Annotated in this window: 22 protein-coding genes; 10 read left to right on the top strand and 12 right to left on the bottom strand. The window is 34.6% G+C overall.

Going from position 1 to position 18,613, the window contains the following annotated elements; translation table 11 throughout:
- Positions 1–64 precede the first annotated feature (64 nt).
- From I5M07_RS14260 to I5M07_RS14285, 6 genes are read left to right on the top strand one after another with little or no spacing between them, the layout of a single operon-like run.
- The gene (locus I5M07_RS14260) at positions 65–664 is read left to right on the top strand and encodes a thiamine phosphate synthase (protein WP_200107121.1); all 600 of its coding nucleotides are present in this window, start codon (positions 65–67) and stop codon (positions 662–664) included.
- Positions 637–1,389: a hydroxymethylpyrimidine/phosphomethylpyrimidine kinase gene (locus I5M07_RS14265; RefSeq protein ID WP_200107122.1), complete on the top strand. Its 753-nt coding sequence runs from the start codon at positions 637–639 to the stop codon at positions 1,387–1,389. Before I5M07_RS14260 ends, I5M07_RS14265 begins: the two co-directional genes overlap by 28 nt.
- The gene (locus I5M07_RS14270; protein WP_200107123.1) at positions 1,382–2,020 is read left to right on the top strand and encodes a thiamine phosphate synthase; all 639 of its coding nucleotides are present in this window, start codon (positions 1,382–1,384) and stop codon (positions 2,018–2,020) included. The genes I5M07_RS14265 and I5M07_RS14270 overlap by 8 nt, the downstream gene beginning before the upstream one ends.
- On the top strand, positions 2,001–2,777 hold the full coding sequence (locus I5M07_RS14275; RefSeq protein ID WP_317191330.1) for a thiazole synthase: 777 nt from the start codon (positions 2,001–2,003) through the stop codon (positions 2,775–2,777). Before I5M07_RS14270 ends, I5M07_RS14275 begins: the two co-directional genes overlap by 20 nt.
- Before the next feature lie 3 nt (positions 2,778–2,780).
- The gene (thiH, locus tag I5M07_RS14280; protein WP_200107124.1) at positions 2,781–3,929 is read left to right on the top strand and encodes a 2-iminoacetate synthase ThiH; all 1,149 of its coding nucleotides are present in this window, start codon (positions 2,781–2,783) and stop codon (positions 3,927–3,929) included.
- 54 nt (positions 3,930–3,983) lie between these two features.
- Complete coding sequence (locus tag I5M07_RS14285; protein ID WP_200107125.1) at positions 3,984–4,694, top strand: HesA/MoeB/ThiF family protein; 711 nt, start codon at positions 3,984–3,986, stop codon at positions 4,692–4,694.
- On the opposite strand, the gene I5M07_RS14290 is transcribed toward I5M07_RS14285, so the two are convergent.
- From I5M07_RS14290 to I5M07_RS14305, 4 genes are all read right to left on the bottom strand, one after another.
- Complete coding sequence (locus tag I5M07_RS14290; RefSeq protein ID WP_200107126.1) at positions 4,684–5,481, bottom strand: MOSC domain-containing protein; 798 nt, start codon at positions 5,479–5,481, stop codon at positions 4,684–4,686. The two genes, I5M07_RS14285 and I5M07_RS14290, sit on opposite strands and share 11 nt — an antisense overlap.
- A 1-nt stretch (position 5,482) precedes the next feature.
- Positions 5,483–6,121, bottom strand: a complete 639-nt coding sequence (aat, locus tag I5M07_RS14295; protein ID WP_200107127.1) for a leucyl/phenylalanyl-tRNA--protein transferase — start codon at positions 6,119–6,121, stop codon at positions 5,483–5,485.
- Between the two features lie 79 nt (positions 6,122–6,200).
- The gene (locus I5M07_RS14300; protein ID WP_200107128.1) at positions 6,201–6,578 is read right to left on the bottom strand and encodes a DUF3127 domain-containing protein; all 378 of its coding nucleotides are present in this window, start codon (positions 6,576–6,578) and stop codon (positions 6,201–6,203) included.
- A gap of 23 nt (positions 6,579–6,601) precedes the next feature.
- Positions 6,602–7,477 carry a flavin reductase family protein gene (locus I5M07_RS14305; RefSeq protein ID WP_200107129.1) on the bottom strand — a complete coding sequence of 292 codons (876 nt, stop codon included), beginning with the start codon at positions 7,475–7,477 and terminating at the stop codon, positions 6,602–6,604.
- A 149-nt stretch (positions 7,478–7,626) separates the two neighbouring features.
- Between I5M07_RS14305 and I5M07_RS14310 the strand changes: the two genes are divergently transcribed.
- The gene (locus tag I5M07_RS14310; protein WP_200107130.1) at positions 7,627–8,775 is read left to right on the top strand and encodes a sensor histidine kinase; all 1,149 of its coding nucleotides are present in this window, start codon (positions 7,627–7,629) and stop codon (positions 8,773–8,775) included.
- A 98-nt stretch (positions 8,776–8,873) separates the two neighbouring features.
- Here the strand turns inward: I5M07_RS14310 and I5M07_RS14315 are convergent, their stop codons facing one another.
- Positions 8,874–9,263 carry an HIT family protein gene (locus I5M07_RS14315; RefSeq protein ID WP_200107131.1) on the bottom strand — a complete coding sequence of 130 codons (390 nt, stop codon included), beginning with the start codon at positions 9,261–9,263 and terminating at the stop codon, positions 8,874–8,876.
- A 50-nt stretch (positions 9,264–9,313) separates the two neighbouring features.
- Positions 9,314–9,790, bottom strand: coding sequence for a transcription elongation factor GreA (greA, locus tag I5M07_RS14320; protein WP_200107132.1), 477 nt, complete (start codon positions 9,788–9,790; stop codon positions 9,314–9,316).
- Positions 9,791–9,945: 155 nt separating this feature from the next.
- On the opposite strand from greA, the gene I5M07_RS14325 reads away from it, so the two are divergent.
- Positions 9,946–10,359, top strand: coding sequence for a Rieske (2Fe-2S) protein (locus I5M07_RS14325; RefSeq protein ID WP_200107133.1), 414 nt, complete (start codon positions 9,946–9,948; stop codon positions 10,357–10,359).
- An 85-nt stretch (positions 10,360–10,444) separates the two neighbouring features.
- Here I5M07_RS14325 and I5M07_RS14330 read toward each other — a convergent pair whose 3' ends face one another.
- The 5 genes from I5M07_RS14330 to I5M07_RS14350 form a co-directional block, all read right to left on the bottom strand.
- Positions 10,445–12,613, bottom strand: a complete 2,169-nt coding sequence (locus I5M07_RS14330; protein ID WP_200107134.1) for a TonB-dependent receptor — start codon at positions 12,611–12,613, stop codon at positions 10,445–10,447.
- Positions 12,614–12,966: 353 nt separating this feature from the next.
- Positions 12,967–13,371: an alternative ribosome rescue aminoacyl-tRNA hydrolase ArfB gene (arfB, locus tag I5M07_RS14335; protein ID WP_200107135.1), complete on the bottom strand. Its 405-nt coding sequence runs from the start codon at positions 13,369–13,371 to the stop codon at positions 12,967–12,969.
- Positions 13,371–15,482 carry a DUF4301 family protein gene (locus I5M07_RS14340; RefSeq protein WP_200107136.1) on the bottom strand — a complete coding sequence of 704 codons (2,112 nt, stop codon included), beginning with the start codon at positions 15,480–15,482 and terminating at the stop codon, positions 13,371–13,373. Before I5M07_RS14340 ends, arfB begins: the two co-directional genes overlap by 1 nt.
- The gene (gene pnuC / locus I5M07_RS14345) at positions 15,446–16,066 is read right to left on the bottom strand and encodes a nicotinamide riboside transporter PnuC (RefSeq protein ID WP_200107137.1); all 621 of its coding nucleotides are present in this window, start codon (positions 16,064–16,066) and stop codon (positions 15,446–15,448) included. Before pnuC ends, I5M07_RS14340 begins: the two co-directional genes overlap by 37 nt.
- Positions 16,067–16,077: 11 nt before the next feature.
- Entirely contained in the window at positions 16,078–16,818 is a 741-nt protein-coding gene (locus I5M07_RS14350) for a geranylgeranylglyceryl/heptaprenylglyceryl phosphate synthase (RefSeq protein WP_200107138.1), read from the bottom strand.
- Between the two features lie 166 nt (positions 16,819–16,984).
- On the opposite strand from I5M07_RS14350, the gene I5M07_RS14355 reads away from it, so the two are divergent.
- Together I5M07_RS14355 and I5M07_RS14360 are read left to right on the top strand one after the other, a co-directional pair.
- Positions 16,985–17,272 carry a hypothetical protein gene (locus tag I5M07_RS14355; protein WP_200107139.1) on the top strand — a complete coding sequence of 96 codons (288 nt, stop codon included), beginning with the start codon at positions 16,985–16,987 and terminating at the stop codon, positions 17,270–17,272.
- 5 nt (positions 17,273–17,277) lie between these two features.
- Positions 17,278–17,673 carry a group III truncated hemoglobin gene (locus tag I5M07_RS14360; RefSeq protein ID WP_200107140.1) on the top strand — a complete coding sequence of 132 codons (396 nt, stop codon included), beginning with the start codon at positions 17,278–17,280 and terminating at the stop codon, positions 17,671–17,673.
- 3 nt (positions 17,674–17,676) lie between these two features.
- On the opposite strand, the gene I5M07_RS14365 is transcribed toward I5M07_RS14360, so the two are convergent.
- Entirely contained in the window at positions 17,677–18,309 is a 633-nt protein-coding gene (locus I5M07_RS14365; protein WP_200107141.1) for a 4'-phosphopantetheinyl transferase family protein, read from the bottom strand.
- Positions 18,310–18,613: the final 304 nt, after the last annotated feature.

The following is an 18,613-nucleotide window of genomic DNA, read 5'->3' on the forward strand; positions in this document are numbered from 1 at the left end:
AAGACCTAAAAATCAGATTTCTACTTTTCTTAATACTTAATTCTCAAATCTTAATACTAAAAAAATGATAGTAATCACAAACCCAACTTCAATTCTCAATGAAATTGAAATTATTCATGCTCTTTTTGAAGAGGGTTTGGAATTGCTTCATATTCGTAAACCAGAATATTCAGAGGTTAGAATGGCACTGTTCATTCAGCAAATAGAAAAAGAATTTCGAAAAAAATTGGTTTTACATAGCCAGCATCAAATAGCAGAATTGTTCGGAATTAATCATTTTTATTTTACAAAAAATGATAGAAAAAATGAAATTCCTAATAAGTATTTAAAATCTTCTACGATTCCGTTAACGAAGTCCACTTCTACCCATTCGATAGAAGAATTTAATAGTTTGTCAACTGATTATGATTATGCTTTTTTGAGTCCAGTTTTTCCATCAATTTCTAAAGAAAATTATTTCTCTAAAACAGATTTATTGAAATCCATCAAAAACAGAACTAATTTCAATACAAAACTCATTGCTTTAGGTGGAATAGAGCCTAAAAACACAGCCCAAGCATTAGAAAATGGCTTTGATAATGTAGCCTTACTAGGAACTATTTGGTGTTCAAACAACCCAATTCAAAACTTTAAATCATGTCAAAAAATCGTCAAATCGTTTTAACAATAGCAGGATTTGATCCCTCTGCTGGAGCGGGTGTTTTGGCTGATATTAAAACATTTGAGCAACATCAAGTGTATGGATTTGCCATTAATACGGGGAACACTATTCAAACTGAAAATGAATTTGTTGAAATGCAATGGACAAGCTTAGATTTTGTTCTAAAATCGATACGGATATTTTTTGGTCAGTATAAAATTAAAGCAGTCAAAATTGGAATTGTTCCATCATTAGAATATGTAAAAGAAATTGTTTTCACTATTAAAAAACTGTCATCAACTACTAAAATTATTTGGGATACGGTTTTAAAATCGAGTACAGCGTTTGATTTTTTAAACATTCAAAATCAAGAAATTTTAATTGAAATTTTAAAAAAAATAGATTTAATCACACCTAATTACAACGAAATTTTGCAATTATCAAATGACGTTGATGTCCCAACAGCAGCAACTTTACTCTCGAAACATTGTGTTGTTTTTCTAAAAGGCGGACACAATCCGCACGAGATTGGCATTGATTATCTCTATACAAAAAATAGTGTCGAGAAATTATTACCAAGAACCAATACTTGTCATGAAAAACACGGTTCTGGCTGTGTACTATCATCTGCAATTACCGCAAATGTAGCATTAGGATATAATTTTGAAACCGCTTGCGCAAAAGCAAAAAAATACACAGAAAACTATTTATCATCTAACTCAACTAAACTAGGATTTCATCATGTATAACAAATTACAATATATTTCTCAGGGAAATACGATCGAAGAACAACTGCATAATATTCATGAAGCTTTGGATAATGGTTGTGATTGGATTCAAATGCGGTTTAAAAACCAAACCGATTCCGATTGTTACAAATTAGCCGAAGCGGCAAAATTTTTATGCGAAGAATATTTGGCAAACTTTATCATCAATGACAATGTTGCTCTAGCTCAAAAAATTGCTGCAGATGGTGTACATCTCGGATTGATGGATATGAAAATTAAAGATGCTCGCGACATTTTGGGTAAAACCAAAATCATTGGAGGAACTGCCAATACTTTTGAAAATATTAAAAATCACATACAAAATGGTTGTGATTATATCGGATTAGGCCCTTTTCGATTCACAACAACTAAGGAAAAATTAAGCCCGATTTTGGGTTTAGAAAGTTACGAATCTATTATTGCTGAAATGAAAAAGCAAAATCTTGAAGTCCCAATTTATGCTATTGGAGGCATTGATTTAAGTGATGTTGAAGCTTTAATGCAAACCGGAATTCACGGAATAGCGGTTTCAGGCTTGATTACCGAAAATCCTTCTAAAACAAAATTAATTACACAATTAAACGAAAAATTATATGGCAACGTCATTGTTTAAAATAGGAGATAAAACATTAGAATCCAGACTGTTTTTAGGGACTGGGAAATTTGGTTCGAATCAACAAATGGAAGAGGCAATTTTGGCTTCGGAAAGTGAATTGGTTACAGTAGCATTAAAACGTATCGATTTAGAAACCGAAACTGATGCTATCCTATCACATTTACAACATCCAAAAATCAATTTACTGCCTAATACTTCAGGTGCCAGAAATGCCCAAGAAGCCATTTTTGCAGCACAATTAGCACGTGAAGCACTAGAAACGAATTGGCTAAAACTCGAAATTCATCCTGATCCAAAATATTTGATGCCGGATCCAATTGAAACCTTAAAAGCTACCGAAGAATTGGCAAAATTAGGATTCATCGTTTTGCCTTACATCCACGCTGATCCAGTTTTATGCAAACGTTTGGAAGATGTAGGAACATCGGCAGTAATGCCTTTAGGTTCGCCAATCGGAAGTAATAAAGGGTTAAAAACTATTGATTTTTTAGAAATTATTATCGAGCAAAGCAAAGTTCCAGTTATCATTGATGCCGGAATTGGCGCTCCATCTGATGCTGCCAAAGCAATGGAAATGGGTGCTGATGCTGTTTTGGTAAATACGGCTATAGCGGTTGCTGGAAATCCAAAATTGATGGCCGAGGCTTTTAAGGAAGCAGTCATTTCAGGTCGAAAAGCTTATGAAGCCAAACTGGGTCAGCAATTCAATCAAGCAGTTGCTTCAAGTCCGTTGACGGCTTTTTTATACGAATAAACAATGAATACCTTCAAATCTATCTTTGAACAATACAATTGGGATGCTATCCAATCCCGAATTTATCAAACTTCCCACAGAGAGGTAGAACAGGCCTTAGCCAAAAACAAACGCAATCTAGATGATTTTCTAGCTTTGATTTCTCCTGCTGCCCAACCTTATTTAGAACAAATGGCGCAAATGAGTCACGCATTAACTAAAAACCGTTTTGGTAAAACGATTCAGATGTATGCGCCTTTGTATTTGAGTAACGAATGCCAAAACATTTGTACCTATTGCGGATTCAGTTTAGACAATAAAACCAAACGCAAAACTCTTTTGGATTCTGAAATAAAACAAGAAGTTGAAGCCTTGAAAAACCTTGGTTTTGACCATGTTTTATTGGTTACAGGCGAAGCCAATTACAGCGTAAATATCAATTATTTTCTGAATGCCATCGAATTAATCAAAAATGATTTTTCAATTATTTCGGTAGAAGTGCAACCGCTTTCTCAAGAAGAGTACGAACGTTTGCACGATGCTGGTGTGTACTCGGTTTTGGTGTATCAGGAAACCTATCATCAGGAAGTGTATAAAAAATACCATACCAAAGGAAAAAAATCCAATTTTGATTTTCGTTTAGATACGCCTGATAGAATTGGAAAAGCAGGAATTCATAAAATTGGGTTGGGCGTTTTATTGGGTTTGGAAGATTGGCGCACCGACAGTTTTTTCAATGCTTTGCATTTGGATTATTTACAAAAAACCTACTGGCAAACCAAATACTCAGTTTCTTTTCCAAGATTACGTCCAGCCGAAGGTATTATCGAACCCAATTTCATTATGGACGATAAAGATTTGACCCAACTAATTTGCGCGTATCGTTTGTGGAATGAAGATTTAGAAATCTCGATTTCAACACGGGAAAACGAGAAATTTCGCGACAATATTATCCCAATTGGTACAACCAGTATGAGCGCAGGTTCCAAAACCAATCCCGGTGGTTATGTCGTTGATCCGCAATCATTAGAACAATTTGAAATTAGTGACGAACGTTCTGTTGCCGAAATTGCATCGATAATTACCAAAAAAGGTTATGAACCCGTTTGGAAAGATTGGGACAGGACATTTAGTCGAAAGTCAAAAGTCGAAAGTCTGAAAGAGTCGCTATAGACATTTAATGTTAGACTTTATGACTTTTCACTTTCCAACTTTAAGACTAATAAAATGAGTGTTATTCAAGAATATTTACGTTACAACCGTCAAACGATTTTACCTGAAATTGGCGATGAAGGTCAAGAAAAACTCAAAAATGCCAAAGTACTGGTTATAGGTGCTGGTGGCTTGGGCTGCCCGATTTTGCAATACATTGCCACGGCTGGAGTGGGCACTATTGGCATTGTTGATTTTGATACAATTGAAATTCATAATCTGCATCGTCAGATTTTATATACCGAAGAACAAATCGGTTTGTCAAAAGCCATTACTGCAAAAAGTACACTTGAAAAACTAAATCCATTGATTAAAATTCAAGCTTTTGAAGAAAAGCTCACTACTGAAAACGCCTCTAAAATCATTCAGGAATTTGATGTAATTGTGGATGGTTGCGATAATTTCACCACTCGTTATTTGGTGAATGACACTTGTGTAGCTCTTGAAAAACCATTGGTTTACGGAAGTATTTTAGGCTTTGAAGGACAACTGGCTGTTTTCAATAATAATGGAAGTAAAAACCTGCGCGATTTATTTCCAGAACCACCCAATCCAAAAGATGTTCCGAGTTGCAGTTTAAATGGCGTTTTAGGAACTTTACCCGGAATGATTGGTACGATGATGGCACACGAAACCTTAAAAATAATTATTGGTTTACCAAGTTTGAAAAATGAATTGGTTTTGTTTTCTACTTTGCAAATGACTTTTACAAAGCTCAATTTTTAATTAAAAAATCGCCCACTTGAATTTTACCTGAATTCAAACACATGACATTGGTAGCAAATAAAATAGAATTATCCACTTTTCTATAAGTGCTTAGCGTTTTTAAAGGTTCTTTTTTAACCTCAGCATTTATCGGATTGGTATTAACCATTACGCAACGCCCACAAGGTTTAACGTTTTTAAATTCAACTTGATCAATTGCAAAATCTGTTAAATCGTCTTCTTCATGAGGAAAATTAGTTTCAATAACAATATTCGGGCGAAAGCGATGTATCGTGATTTTTTCTTCCAATTTATCGTTTAAAAATTCCAAACTTTTTGTCCCCAACAACAAATACGGATAGCCATCGGCCAAACTTACGTTTAGATTTTGATTGAGTTTACTGCTATTATGTTTTCTGTCGCCTGCATTGATTATTTTTACCAATTTACACACAAATCCCAATTGGTCGGTAAACCATTTTGAAGTATTGGGATTTACTTCAAAAACCTGACACGAATCATCCCAGACTTTTGAATGGATTTGTTCTCCAATATATTCCTCAATTTGAAATTCATGTAAGGCATTTTGGTATCGAATTTCAATTCTATCATCTACAATTTTGGGATAAAACTGACTCATTTTGGGGTGAACTCTTTGGGTAACAAATTCATTATTTTCGTCAATAAGCATCCAGCGTCTGTCATTTTCAAACCCCATTTCCTGAGCATTTAACTCCTTACATTCTATTCCGGCTAAACTTTTAATTGGATAAATAAACAATTGTTTGACTTCAAACTTTGTACTCATTTTATTCACTTTTTAAAATATAAATAAAATCATCGCGATTAATTTCTACACACCCCAAACTCTCTAAATGTGAATTATAAACTTGACAATCTAACAACCTGTAATGTTCGTTTTTTAGTTTATTGACCAAGGCGATAAAAGCCACTTTTGAGGCATTTGAAACCTTAGAGAACATACTTTCTCCACAAAAAACATGACCTAAATCAACTCCATATAATCCGCCTACTAATTCCTCGTCTTGCCAAACCTCAACCGATTTTGCTTTTCCTAATTCATGTAATTTACAATACGCTTCAATCATTTCGTTGGTAATCCAAGTTCCGTTTTGACCCTCACGCTTAATTTTTTGACAATTAGCAATAACGGCTTCGAAATTTTGATTAAAAGTAACCTTAAAAATATTTCGATTAAGAATGTTTCGCATACTTTTCGAAATGATTATATCATCTAAGAAAAGTACCATTCGCCATTCGGGTGACCACCAAAGTATAGGTTCGCCTTCGTTAAACCAAGGAAAAATTCCGCTTTGATAAGCCAACAACAAACGCTCAGGAGACAAATCGCCACCTATGGCTACAATACCTTCTTCATCGGCTTCGTTCACATTTGGAAAAAACAATTCTTTGGTTAAATACTGCATACCAAGGTTTTTTTAAAACAAAAAAGTTAGAAATTCAAGTACACTCAAACTTCTAACTTTTCATTATTGAAATTGTAATTTAGAACGGTAAATCGTCTGGTTCTTCTTCGTTTAAATTAGTTGCGGGTGGAAAAGCTTGTGCCGCTGGAACTGGAGGAGTTGGAACTCCTGGTTGTGTTGGTGCACCAACTTTTTCAATTCTCCAACCTTGAATACTGTTAAAATATCTGGTTTCGCCTTGAGGGTTTACCCACTCACGTCCTCTCAAATTGATGGAAACTTTTACGGGTTCACCCACGCTATAATTGCTCAACAAATCGCATTTATCTTGAGTAAATTCGATTAAAATATGTTGGGGATATTGTTCTTCAGTAGTAACAACAAGTTCTCTTTTTTTAAATGACGCACTCACTTGTTGCTCTGGATTCACCACTTTAATTTTTCCTGTAACTTCCATCTTCGATATATTTATTTATTATTTTATTTTTCGGCCAAAAGTACTTTCCACGCTGAAAAAACATCTCCTTTATTCAGATATTTTTTTGCTTCTAAATGCTTTTTCACTGAATCATCAGCACTTAGAACTGCTTTTATAGCAAAGTTCTCTTTCACAAATATAGTAACTTCTTCTTTGGTAGGCAAGGCTTCAATATTTCCTAATTTCCCTAAATCATTTCCATCAAAAATGGGACTTTTTTTAATTGAATCTGGTATAACAGCTACCCCAATTCCTAAATTGGTAATGGGTTTTTCGACTTCAAAAAGTCCGGCATTTGATCGCGTATACCAATTGCTTCCTAAACGCGCCACCAAATCAATTTTATACTGGTCTATGGCTTGATTAGCATCTAAAATTGCTTCATCAATATACATTTTTAGCACCTCGCACAAAATTAAATTACCCGCACCTCCTTCGTTTCCTAACGAAATGATTTGCGTAACCTTACATTCAAATTGAACCGGAGATTCTTTTACCCGAAAAGGCTTAACTACTCGCGAAGGAATGGCTGTAAAACCCGCTTTTATAAATTCGTTTACTCCTTCGGCATACTCGGAACTAGCCAACGAACTTTGCTGAACCATTTCGTAATTTACTACATTAATCACAACTTCTTTAGTGGCCTCGCAATTCAATAAGGTATGTTTTAGCGTGGAATCGCGAACGCGTCTGGCTGGCGAAAAAATTAAAACCGGAGGATTGGCACTAAATACATTAAAAAAACTAAACGGAGCCAAATTTGGTGTTCCACTTGCGTTTACGGTACTCGCCAAAGCAATAGGCCTTGGTCCTACAGCACTTTGTAAATACGTTTGCAGGAGTTGAACGGTTGTTTCTTTTGGATCAATTGTAAGCATAAATACCGATTTATTTTGAAAAAGTTCCAAGCAAATGTAACCAAATGCTTTGAGTTGTGTCGCAATTTTAAAGAGTTTCACTTTCAAAAAAACCTGCATAAAATTTAAAATAGGTTTATTTCGTTATATTTATACCTCAATTAGTAGTTATGCTTCTTTCGGAAAAACGCAATATTTCAAGATGGGTACTTATCTCCATATCTTTTATCATTATTAGTCTGATTTTGTGGAATACGTACACCTTTTTTCAAATATTCAAAAATGAAGAACGCCTAAAAATGAACCTTTGGGCAAGTGCACAAAAAACACTGATTAATGCAAACGAAAACACCGATGTTGAACTGCCGCTACAAATTTTTAGCAACAACACCTCGGTTCCGGTTATTCTCACCATGTATGACAAAATCATTAGCTCGGTGAATGTTCCCGAAGCCGTTACGCAAGACAAAGCCAAATACGAATCATATTTAAAAAACTTAAAAAGTGAAAACGAGCCTATTATCATTGAATATGCTCCGGGAAAATTCCAAAAATTGTATTACGGCAATTCGGAGTTGCTCAATAAACTCAAATACTACCCAATAGCTTTGGTTTTGATTATTTTTTTGTGTGCCGCCTTGATTTACAATTTTTATCAAAGTACTAAAATGGCCACTCAAAACAAACTTTGGGCCGGAATGGCAAAAGAAACAGCACACCAAATTGGGACGCCTTTATCGTCTTTAATTGGTTGGATCGAATTGCTAAAAACAGAAAACATTGATCAAAGTATCACTTCCGAAATACAAAAAGATGTTGACCGTTTACAAACCATTACCGATCGTTTTTCTAAAATTGGTTCGGTTCCGGTTTTGGAAATGAAAGATATTGTTGCCGAAACAGCCGCTTCATATGATTATCTAAAATCGCGTTTTTCTTCGCAAGTCCATTTTTCGTTTGAGGGGCCTGCCGAGCCAATCCAGGTAAAAATCAATCCCACTTTACACAGTTGGACCATTGAAAATTTGGTTAAAAATGCCATTGATGCCATGAAAGGAAAAGGAAAATTGTCGATTTCAATTGAATCAGATTCAGAATGGGTCAAAATCAACATTAGCGATACCGGTTCTGGAATTCCGAAAAAACAATTTAAACGTATTTTTGAACCCGGCTTTACCACCAAAAAACGGGGTTGGGGTTTGGGGCTATCGCTTACCAAAAGAATTGTGGAAGAATACCACAAAGGCAATATTAAAGTTTTACAATCGGAATTAGGAAAAGGCACGACGATACAAGTGCGGTATCATTCAAGTGTGTAACAACCGATTTCTATTAATTGAACCTTAGCAAAACAAAAAAACGTTTAGAGCTTAAAATTCCCTAAACGTTTTTTTTCTGTTTTACCTGTATGAATTCTCTACAAATTCGAAGCAATATCTTGAGCTATTTGTTGCATTTCTTCGGCTGTTATTTTTTCTTTGGCAACAAAACGAATATCTTCCATTTTATTTAACGGAATTAAATGTACGTGTGCATGTGGTACTTCGATACCGATAACCGAAATAGCCACTCGGTTACACGGAACTGTTTTTTCAAGAGCAATGGCCACTTTTCTAGAAAAACACATCAATCCGATATATAATTCTTCATCAAGATCAAAAATCTTATCTAACTCTTTTTTAGGAATACAAAGTGTGTGTCCTTTTGTGTTGGGATTGATATCTAAAAATGCTAAAAATTGGTCGTCTTCGGCAATTTTATAACACGGAATTTCGCCGTTTACGATTTTGGTGAAGATGGAACTCATATTGCGATTTTTAAATTAATTAATTTTTTTCTTGCGTTTTTAGAATGAAATTACTCTCTCGTAATCTCTAAAATTTCAAATTTTAAAGTCCCGTTTGGAACTGTAATTTCAGCTACCTCGCCCACTGATTTTCCTAACAATCCTTTACCAATTGGAGATGTTACCGAAATTTTACCGGTTTTCAAATCGGCTTCACTTTCGGCAACAAGTGTATACACCATTTCCATTCCGTTGGTTTGGTTTTTTATTTTCACTTTTGAAAGCACCAAAACTTTTGACACATCTAATTGTGATTCATCTATTAATCGGGCATTGGCGTAAACTTCTTCTAATTTCGAAATTCGCATTTCTAACAAACCTTGAGCTTCTTTGGCAGCATCGTATTCGGCATTTTCAGACAAATCTCCTTTATCTCTGGCATCGGCAATATCTTGAGATGCTTTTGGACGCATGACACTTTTTAAGTATTCCAACTCTTCCTTCAATTTTTTTAATCCCTCAGCGGTATAATAAGATACTTTACTCATAATTTCATCGTTTATATAAATACAAAAAATCCCATCGGGACGGGATTTCTTAGTACAAATATACTATATTTTTTTAGAGTACATAATTATATGTTAATCATATAGCCATACGTAACAAATAATTTATTTTTGCTCGACAAATACTTTTGAAACCTATGAAAAAGATTGGATTATTTCTTTTTACTGTTTTTTTTCTGTTGTCTTGTAGCGATAACGACATCAACAATAACAACCCTTATTTACCAAATTATAGTTTTGCCTTTGATGTTAACATGAGCCTACCTTTGTATTCATCCTTACTATACCCAAGCAACGGTATTATTTATAATGGTCAAGGCGTAAAAGGTGTGATTGTATTTAATACCGGAAGCGGTTATGTTGCCTATGATGCCGCCTGTCCTAACCAAGCCCCTACGAGCTGTACCGCCATGAAAATAGAGGGCATTAATGCCGTTTGTTCGTGTGATGAAACGCAATACAGCCTTTTTACCGGTTTAGGCAACAAACAGTATCCTTTGAAACAATACCGCGTAGAACAAAATGGAACTGTACTGCGCGTTTATAATTAGAGAACTATCTTGAAAATTTAGAAAACAGCCGCTATACAAAAAATCCCGAAAGACATATTTTCGGGATTTTTTTGTTGGAGAAAAATTAAAATTTCAGGGTTAAACCAACTAAAAAATTAATTCCAGCTTGCGGATAATAGTACGGGTACACATCCCACATATAACCGTTAGAAATATATTGTTTGTCTAAAAAATTATTCACCATTCCGGTAATTACAATCGATTTGAAAACCGATTTTGGCTTAATTTCGTAGGAAACATTCAAATCGTTTACAAAATAATCGGCTAATTTAGCAGCTGGCAATTCGATGTTATTCATGTACTGTTCGCCTACGTATTTTTGCAAAAGCGATAGGTATAAATTTTCAATCGGTTTAAAAACCAATACATTGCCTACAATTACTTCGGGTGAATAGGCAATATCGGTTGTACCGTAATTTTGTCCGTCAACTGCTAAATCTACATTTTTATTACTACTTAAAGTAAAATTCGGACGCAAGGTAAATTTATCTAAAATAGCCCAAGTAGCATCTACTTCTAAACCTAAACGGTAACTTTTTTCGCTATTAGAGCGATACGGATTTCCAACATCGTCTAGAGTACCCGTTAAAATCAATTGATCACGGTAACCCATATAATAAATGTTGGTATTAATTTGTACTTTCTCCGAATTTAATCGCCAACCCATTTCAAAATCATTTAATTTTTCGGGTTTTGGATTTCCGCCTTCGTAATCCGTTCTGTTCGGTTCACGATTGGCACGAGCATACGAAAAATACAAATTATTGTAAGCGTTTATTGTCCAGGTTACACCCGCTTTTGGATTGAAGAAATGAAACGTATCATTTACCAAACCCGTTTCCCAACTATTGGCCTGATAGCTTACATTTCGATATTGCAAATCGCCATAAAACCCAATTTGGTTGGACAATTGATAATTAACTTTCGCAAATAAATTTCCGTCATTTTTAGTCGAAAAATCATCGTAATAATGATCGCCTAATTCCGATTGAGAAGCGTATCGCGCCCAAATTACTTTTCCGTAATGATCGCCTTCGTAACGGTTCCAGCCTCCTCCTAAAATTACACTTATATTTTCTGCATTATAATTTGCCGAAAAAGTAGTACCATAAAAATCATTATCTAACCATTTTTGGCGAATTAAATCGGTTGTGGTAATGGCATCCACCGCATTCAAACCATAATCGGCCATATCGGCATCTTCTTTGTAATTTTCGAAATAACCTTTCCCTTTGGTATAATGCAAAGCAAAATTAGAACTCCATTTATCCGACCAACTTTCGTTCCAATGCAATTGATAGTGATCTTGGTTGTAATTGTCGGTTTCATTGTCGTAGAAACGCGTATTTCCAAATTCATCTGTAAAAATTCCGGCCGAATTAAATTGACGATTTTCTTGTAAAGTTTCGGCATCTATTCCATTCCAGGATTGGTAGGTTTGTTGTGTTCCTCCAAAAACCAAAGCTTTGATTAACGTTGATTTTCCAACGTAGGTTCCTTGTAAAAAATACGATTTCAAATCAGAACTCGCTCTATCTACATAACCATCCGATTTTAAGGTAGACAAACGACCGGCTAATTCAAAATGGTCATTCAGCAGTCCAGTACTAAATTTCATGGTATTTTTGTTCGAATTAAAACTGCCGTACGAACTCGAGATTTCACCCGAAGCCTTGTAGGCATAACTATCGGTCAACATATTCAAACTTGCTCCAAAAGCTCCTGATCCATTGGTCGACGTTCCTACTCCGCGTTGCAATTGCAAACTTTGTACCGACGAAGCAAAATCTGGCATATTTACCCAAAATGTTCCCTGACTTTCGGCATCGTTATACGGAATTCCGTTAATGGTGACATTCACTCGAGTGGCATCACTACCTCGTACGCGAATTCCGGTATAACCAAATCCATTTCCGGCATCCGAAGTGGTTACTACCGATGGTAAATAGTTCATTAAAACGGGAATATCCTGTCCTAAATTTCGATGCGCAATCTCGGTTTTGCTCATATTACTAAACGTAACCGGCGTTTTTGAAGTAACGCGAACAGCCGAAACCAAAACATCATCTAAATGATTTACGGTTAAAGTATCTTGCTTTTTTTCTTGAGCAATAGCAATAAGAGAACAGAATAAGGAAAGAAGAGAAAATAAAATTAATTGATTTTTTGCTCTTTTTGGCGTTTTTGCAATTGTGCAATTGTGCAACTTTACAAGTTTAAAAATAGTATTCATCCGTAAAAAGGATTACGAATAAAAGGGGGAATTATTCTTTGGTTAAATTAAAAATGATGGTTTTATTTTAGAGAAAAATACTTTTCCTAAAATTTATTTCCCTTGGCAGCATTACCTGCCCAGGTTCGTTGGGTATAATCTCAGCTTCATTCTGAACTTGTTTCAGAATCTGAAATAAATTCAGATTTAAGCACCCCTTTGAGACGCTGCAAAAGTACTTCTAAAAAATCAAAAAACAATAAAAAAAATCAGAAAGACTAAAACCTTATTTATAAAGAAACAAGAAGCAGGAATTGAGAAACAAAAACACTTATAATCAATTAATTGAATTCTATTTTTCTAACTTCTTTTCTCTAATCTAAATTCGGCTTTTTTCGATTGCTTTTTAAATCCGAATGAATTCTTTTGTCTTTGATTCTTTTTTTGATAACCGATTTAGGTACTTTGGTGGCTTTTCGGATTTTGGCCACTTTCAGTCCATTTTGAATTAGATCTAAAAATCGTTTGATTACCAATTCTTTGTTTTTAAACTGACTTCGAGCTTCATCGCAGTTTAAAATCAGTACATTTTCGGCGGTTAAACGATTGGAAATTTTTTCTTTTAAAAGCACTTTTTCTTCTAAAGTAAGTGCCTCCGAAGCCTCTACATCAAAAGACAACACCACTTTAGAAGCCACTTTATTTACATTCTGACCTCCTGCACCACTGCTTCTTACAGCTTTAAATTGCAACTCGTTTAAAATTTGCTCCTTATTCATTACAACAATTGATGCGGTTGTTTGAGTAAATCATTTACCGTTTTTACTGGATTAAAAGTTAGCAAGGGCACCGATACAAAAACGGTTAACCATTTAGCCATGGCGCCATTCCATAATCCGGGTAATTCGTAACTTCTGTTTGGTTTTCCCTTTACACTTTTTTCTACTATGAATCCAGTATTTTTATCTACAAATTGAGTCAAATCAAACTTTTCTCCTTTGTAATTTTTGATTCCGCATACCAAATCAACTGGATTAAAATGGCTGGCTTGTTGTGCAATTTTAGACTGATTGACATCTTCCAAATCCATTTGTGAACTCTCGACAATTTGCAAAGAAATTTTCCCATTTTCATCTTGAACCCAAAAAGGACCACCTCCAGGTTCGCCTTCGTTTTTAACCATTCCGCAAACTCGAATAGGACAATTTAATTTTTTATGCAAAATGGCTTTCTTATCCTCTTCTGCTTTTTCTTCAAAATCAACTTCAAAAGATTCATTCAGGTTGTTTTTCAAAAAAAGCGCAATTTCATTGATTTTTTCAAGGGAAATTTCGGTTTCGAGCAATCGCAAATAGTCAAACACTGTTTCTTGTAATTTAACTAAAATTCCAGCTAACGCTTTTTTGTAAAGTGCCGTGGTTTCGATATGGTTTTGAATGACGTTGTCGATATTTTTTATAAATACAACATCCGCATCCAAGGCATTCATGTTTTCTATTAAAGCGCCATGACCACCCGGTCTAAACCACAATTTTCCTTCCTCATCTCTAAAGGGTTCGTTTTGCAAATTAAACGCAATTGAATCCGTTTTTTTATTTTGATACGAATAGGAAACCCTAATTTGCGTATTGGCTTTCTTTTCAATTTCAGGCTTTACCGTTTTTACAATTTCTTCAAAAAGCGATTGGTGATTTTCAGAAACCGTAAAATGCAAATCGGATTGTTGGTGCGCACTGGCATAGGCCAAACATTCATATAAGTGCTCTTCGATTGGAGTGGCTACATGCTCCGGATATTTATGAAAAGGCAACACCGCTTTGGGCTTGTTGGCATAATCAAAATCTTTGGATGTAAGCATCATTTTGATGAAATAGTAATTTTTAAAATCGCTCGAAAAGGTGTCAAATTGAGGCATTTTCTTGCGAAGTTTTTTGTCGATGGCTTTGAAAAACGGAAATTTATCCATGCCGATGATAAAAACAGGCAATTGTGTATCTTGAGTTCGATTAATATAAGCATTGATGCTTTCGTGATTTGGATCGAAATCGTTTAAAAAAGAAATCAAAAACTTAAACATTCTCGTTGCTGCACCCGAAGCGGGTACAAACTTCATGAGTTGCAGTTTTTCTTTTTTTGCATCAAAATATTGTGCTTTTTTTATAAGATTCGCTTCGGATAAGGCGATAATTCCGTTGCCTAAAGTAGCGGGTTTTATCAAATTAATTTTAGCAATGCCTTTTTTACAGGTTTCCAATTGAAAAATGATATTTTCAAACGGAATTCCGTGTTCGTAAATCTGAACAAATTCGTTCGACGAAAGCCCCAAAGCTTTTGCTCGTGTTAAATCGGCAATAATTTGCGTAGCCAATTTTAATCGCGTTTCCTTATCACCCGAAATGGTAATAAAGGGTTTGTTGTTTTGAATTAAACTTTCTTTAAAAACAGAAAAAACCGTTTCGCGACCCTCGGCAGTATCTCGAATATCATCTTTTTCCCAAGGCACATCGATATCGGTTAAAAACGTCAAATCGTATTCATTTTCGAGAGCCGCTTCGTTTAAAACCGGATCGCAAAAACCATAATACAATTCCGAAAATACTTTGGTAACCATCAAATTTGTATCGCAAAACAAATAATCATGGGCCAATTTTAGCTTTTCATTTTCCAGCTCTATTTGTCCGTAAGCAATGGGCAACAAATCATCGGCCACACAAATATGTCCGTTTTCTTCCCATTTTTGTTGCAAATAATCGCGGGCAAATTCGGGCACCCACTCGGTTTTATAATGTGCTGCCAATTGTTGCGACAACGTAGTTTTACCGGTACTTTCGGGACCAAAAAGTGCTATTTTGATTATCGAAGTTTGCTGTTGTTTAAGTTTTTCTTCCATTCTAAATAAGCTGAAATGGCTAAAATTGTCAAAATTATATATTGTGCGGAAATCATTCCTAATCCTCTATATGCGTAAAGTGGTACGACGATAATATCGCCTATGATCCATAATGTCCAGTTTTCGATTTTCTTTTTGGCCATAAACCACATGGCGGTAAAAAATAAGCCAGAAGCGAAAATATCGATGTAATTATCAAAATGAATAGGATAATCAAAATACTTATAAATGCCGAAAACTACAAAAATTGTCAGCAGGAAAAAACCAATTCCGATTAATTTTTCGTTACTATTGGTTCTAGAAATAGGCAAATTCAGTTCTAATTCCGTTCCTTTTGACCAATAATACCAACCGTAAATACTCATAATCGAGTAGTAAAAATTAATCAGCATATCACCCAAATAACCCGCTACAAAAAACAAATAGGTTGAAATAATCGTTGAAATTAATCCAACAGGATAAACTAAAATATTTTGTTTTTTGGCAAACCAAACACTTAAAACACCAAATACAAAGGCAATAAATTCTAAAATTATATGCCAATACGGAACTTTTTGATACGCCTCGATAAAAAAATCAATCATGAATGGGGGTATTATAATTGGGATATCTCATCAAAAAAATGAGGATTATTTTCAAATGCGGTTCCTATAACGACTACATCAGCTCCTGCTTGATAGGCTTCTTGAATTTGTTGCAAAGTTACTATTCCGCCGCCAACAATTATAGGAATTTCAATATTGTTTGCTATTAATTGAATCATCGGCAACGGAATGGCGTTTTTGGCACCACTTCCGGCTTCAAGATACAGGAGTTTATTTCCTAACATTTCGCCTGCTTGTGCCGTTGCCAAAACCAAATCGAGTTTTTTGCGATCAATTGGCTGGGTTTTGCTTACTCGTGCCACAGCGGTTTCGTTGCCACTTTCTATCAAAATATAACCGGTAGAAATGACTTCGAGTTTCGTTCTTTTCAAAATGGGAGCCGCCTGTACTTGGTATTCTATCAAATAATCTGGATTTCGACCCGAGAGTAACGATAAGAATAAAATAGCATCGGCATGAGCGGAAATTTGACTCGGATCACCTGGAAACAACACAATTGGAATGGTGAGTGTTGCCTTCAATTTTAAAATCAAATCATCTAAAATTTTATTTTCGACCAAACTTCCTCCGACCAATAAATGAGTGGCAGGCGATTGTTGAATTTTGCCAATTAATTCCGTTACATTTTCCCATTTAATTTTGTCGGGATCAATCAAAATAGCCAAAAGTTTTTTGTTTTGCTGCTTGGCCTGGGTAATTTGTTTATAAATACTAGTAATCTGTTTGTGCATAATAAGTAAAAGTAACCCTTTTTTATTTGGTTTTCAAGTTTTCAAGTTTTTACAAACCTTCTCTTTTATCTAGGAAAAAAATTCCATTTATAACCTGATAAATATCATGGATTTAGCTGCAAACAACCTTTAATTTTGTATTATAATAATTTTTAACCTTAGTATTATGACACTTTATAACGCTGCTTTCGAAAAATTCAATCATAGTTTTATTAGTTCTGCCACCTTATCCATTTTAGTTCAAAGTTGTTTAGGTGGCGCTGCTGCCATGACTATTTTAGCTAATGGAACTTCCAAATTACAAATGATACAATTGGCTGTAGTTGTTTTGGCTTGTATTTTAGCAAATACTTCTATTTTAGCTCAGCTCAATCACAAATTAATTTTTAAATTTATAGGTTCTAGCATCATCATTAGTATTTTGCTTTTAGTAGCCAACCATTTTTTTATTTAAATATAATGAAGAAAAAAATTGAAAACCGAGACGACATTGCCCTTTTGGTTCATACGTTTTACGATGCTATTAGGCAAAACGAGGAAATCGGTTTTTATTTTAACGAAACCATTACCAATTGGCCCGAGCATTTAGAAAAACTAATTGATTTTTGGGAAATGAATCTTTTTGGAGGACGAAAATATACCGGAAATCCAATTGAAGCCCACAATCAAGTTGATGAAAAATTTGATCATTCGATTACACCCGAAACTTTCGGAATTTGGCTTAACATTTGGTTTGCTACTATCGACCGTCTTTTTGAAGGTGAAAATGCCGACACCTTAAAAAGAAGAGCCCGAAAAATGAATACCATGTTGTATTTGAATATTTTTCAGAATAGAAATTCGAACAAAGCTTAAGATTTATAACACAAAAGCATACACCAATGTGCAATTTTCAATTTCGGAAAAATGTACTTTATAAGGTGTAGAAAAGTTATCAAAATGCAAAATAGCTGTGGTAACATTTTCAGACAATTGAAAGGAATTGACTTCGATGTGATCTTTGAAGCTAATTCCTTTTTCATTTCTAATTTTAAAAATGGCCTCTTTTGCCCCCCAAATCACCGTAAGCTTTTTGATGTATTCTTCGGTTTTTTTCGGAATTAAATACGCAAATTCTTTATCTACAAACTTATCGGCAATTCGTTGGATTTTGTCGCGTTGCAATTCAATGTCAATTCCGATAAAATCATCACTTATAATGAGTGCCGCAAATTGATGCGAATGCGTAATCGAAATATGCTTATCACCATCTAAATAGGGTTTTCCAGAACTATCGTAATGCAAATCAAAATCGGTTAAATTGATTTCTTTGAGCAACATACGGACACTCAAAAAAGCCCGTTTGTGCAGTTCCGATTTCATATTATCAAACCGCAATTGGGTTTTGGGTTTCATTTCGACTTGCGACTCCAAATCGGTTAATGATTCGGTAATCTTCCAAATCAAAAGTTGCGTATGATCGTTGCACTGTATGGTTTGATATAATGGCATTATCGGAATTAAAAATTATGCGTTAAAAGTTCCTGAACTCTTTGTTTTTATTATGATAAACGACTAATTGTAATTTAGGTTTTCATTCAAAAATAAAATTTACAACTTTAAATCATTCGTTTGAAAATTAATTTTGGAGTATTGGATATACAATCTTCAACAAGACCGCGTTTCAAATTAAAATTATTTCGTTAAAATTCAAAAGATTACAAAGTGAAACAAATCACAAATATCTTTGAAAGCTTTTTAAATCATAAGTTATTACGTAAATTTGCAAAAATTTTACAACAACAAATATACTATA

The sequence above is a fragment of the Flavobacterium agrisoli genome, from assembly GCF_016522065.1.
Lineage (GTDB): Bacteria > Bacteroidota > Bacteroidia > Flavobacteriales > Flavobacteriaceae > Flavobacterium > Flavobacterium agrisoli.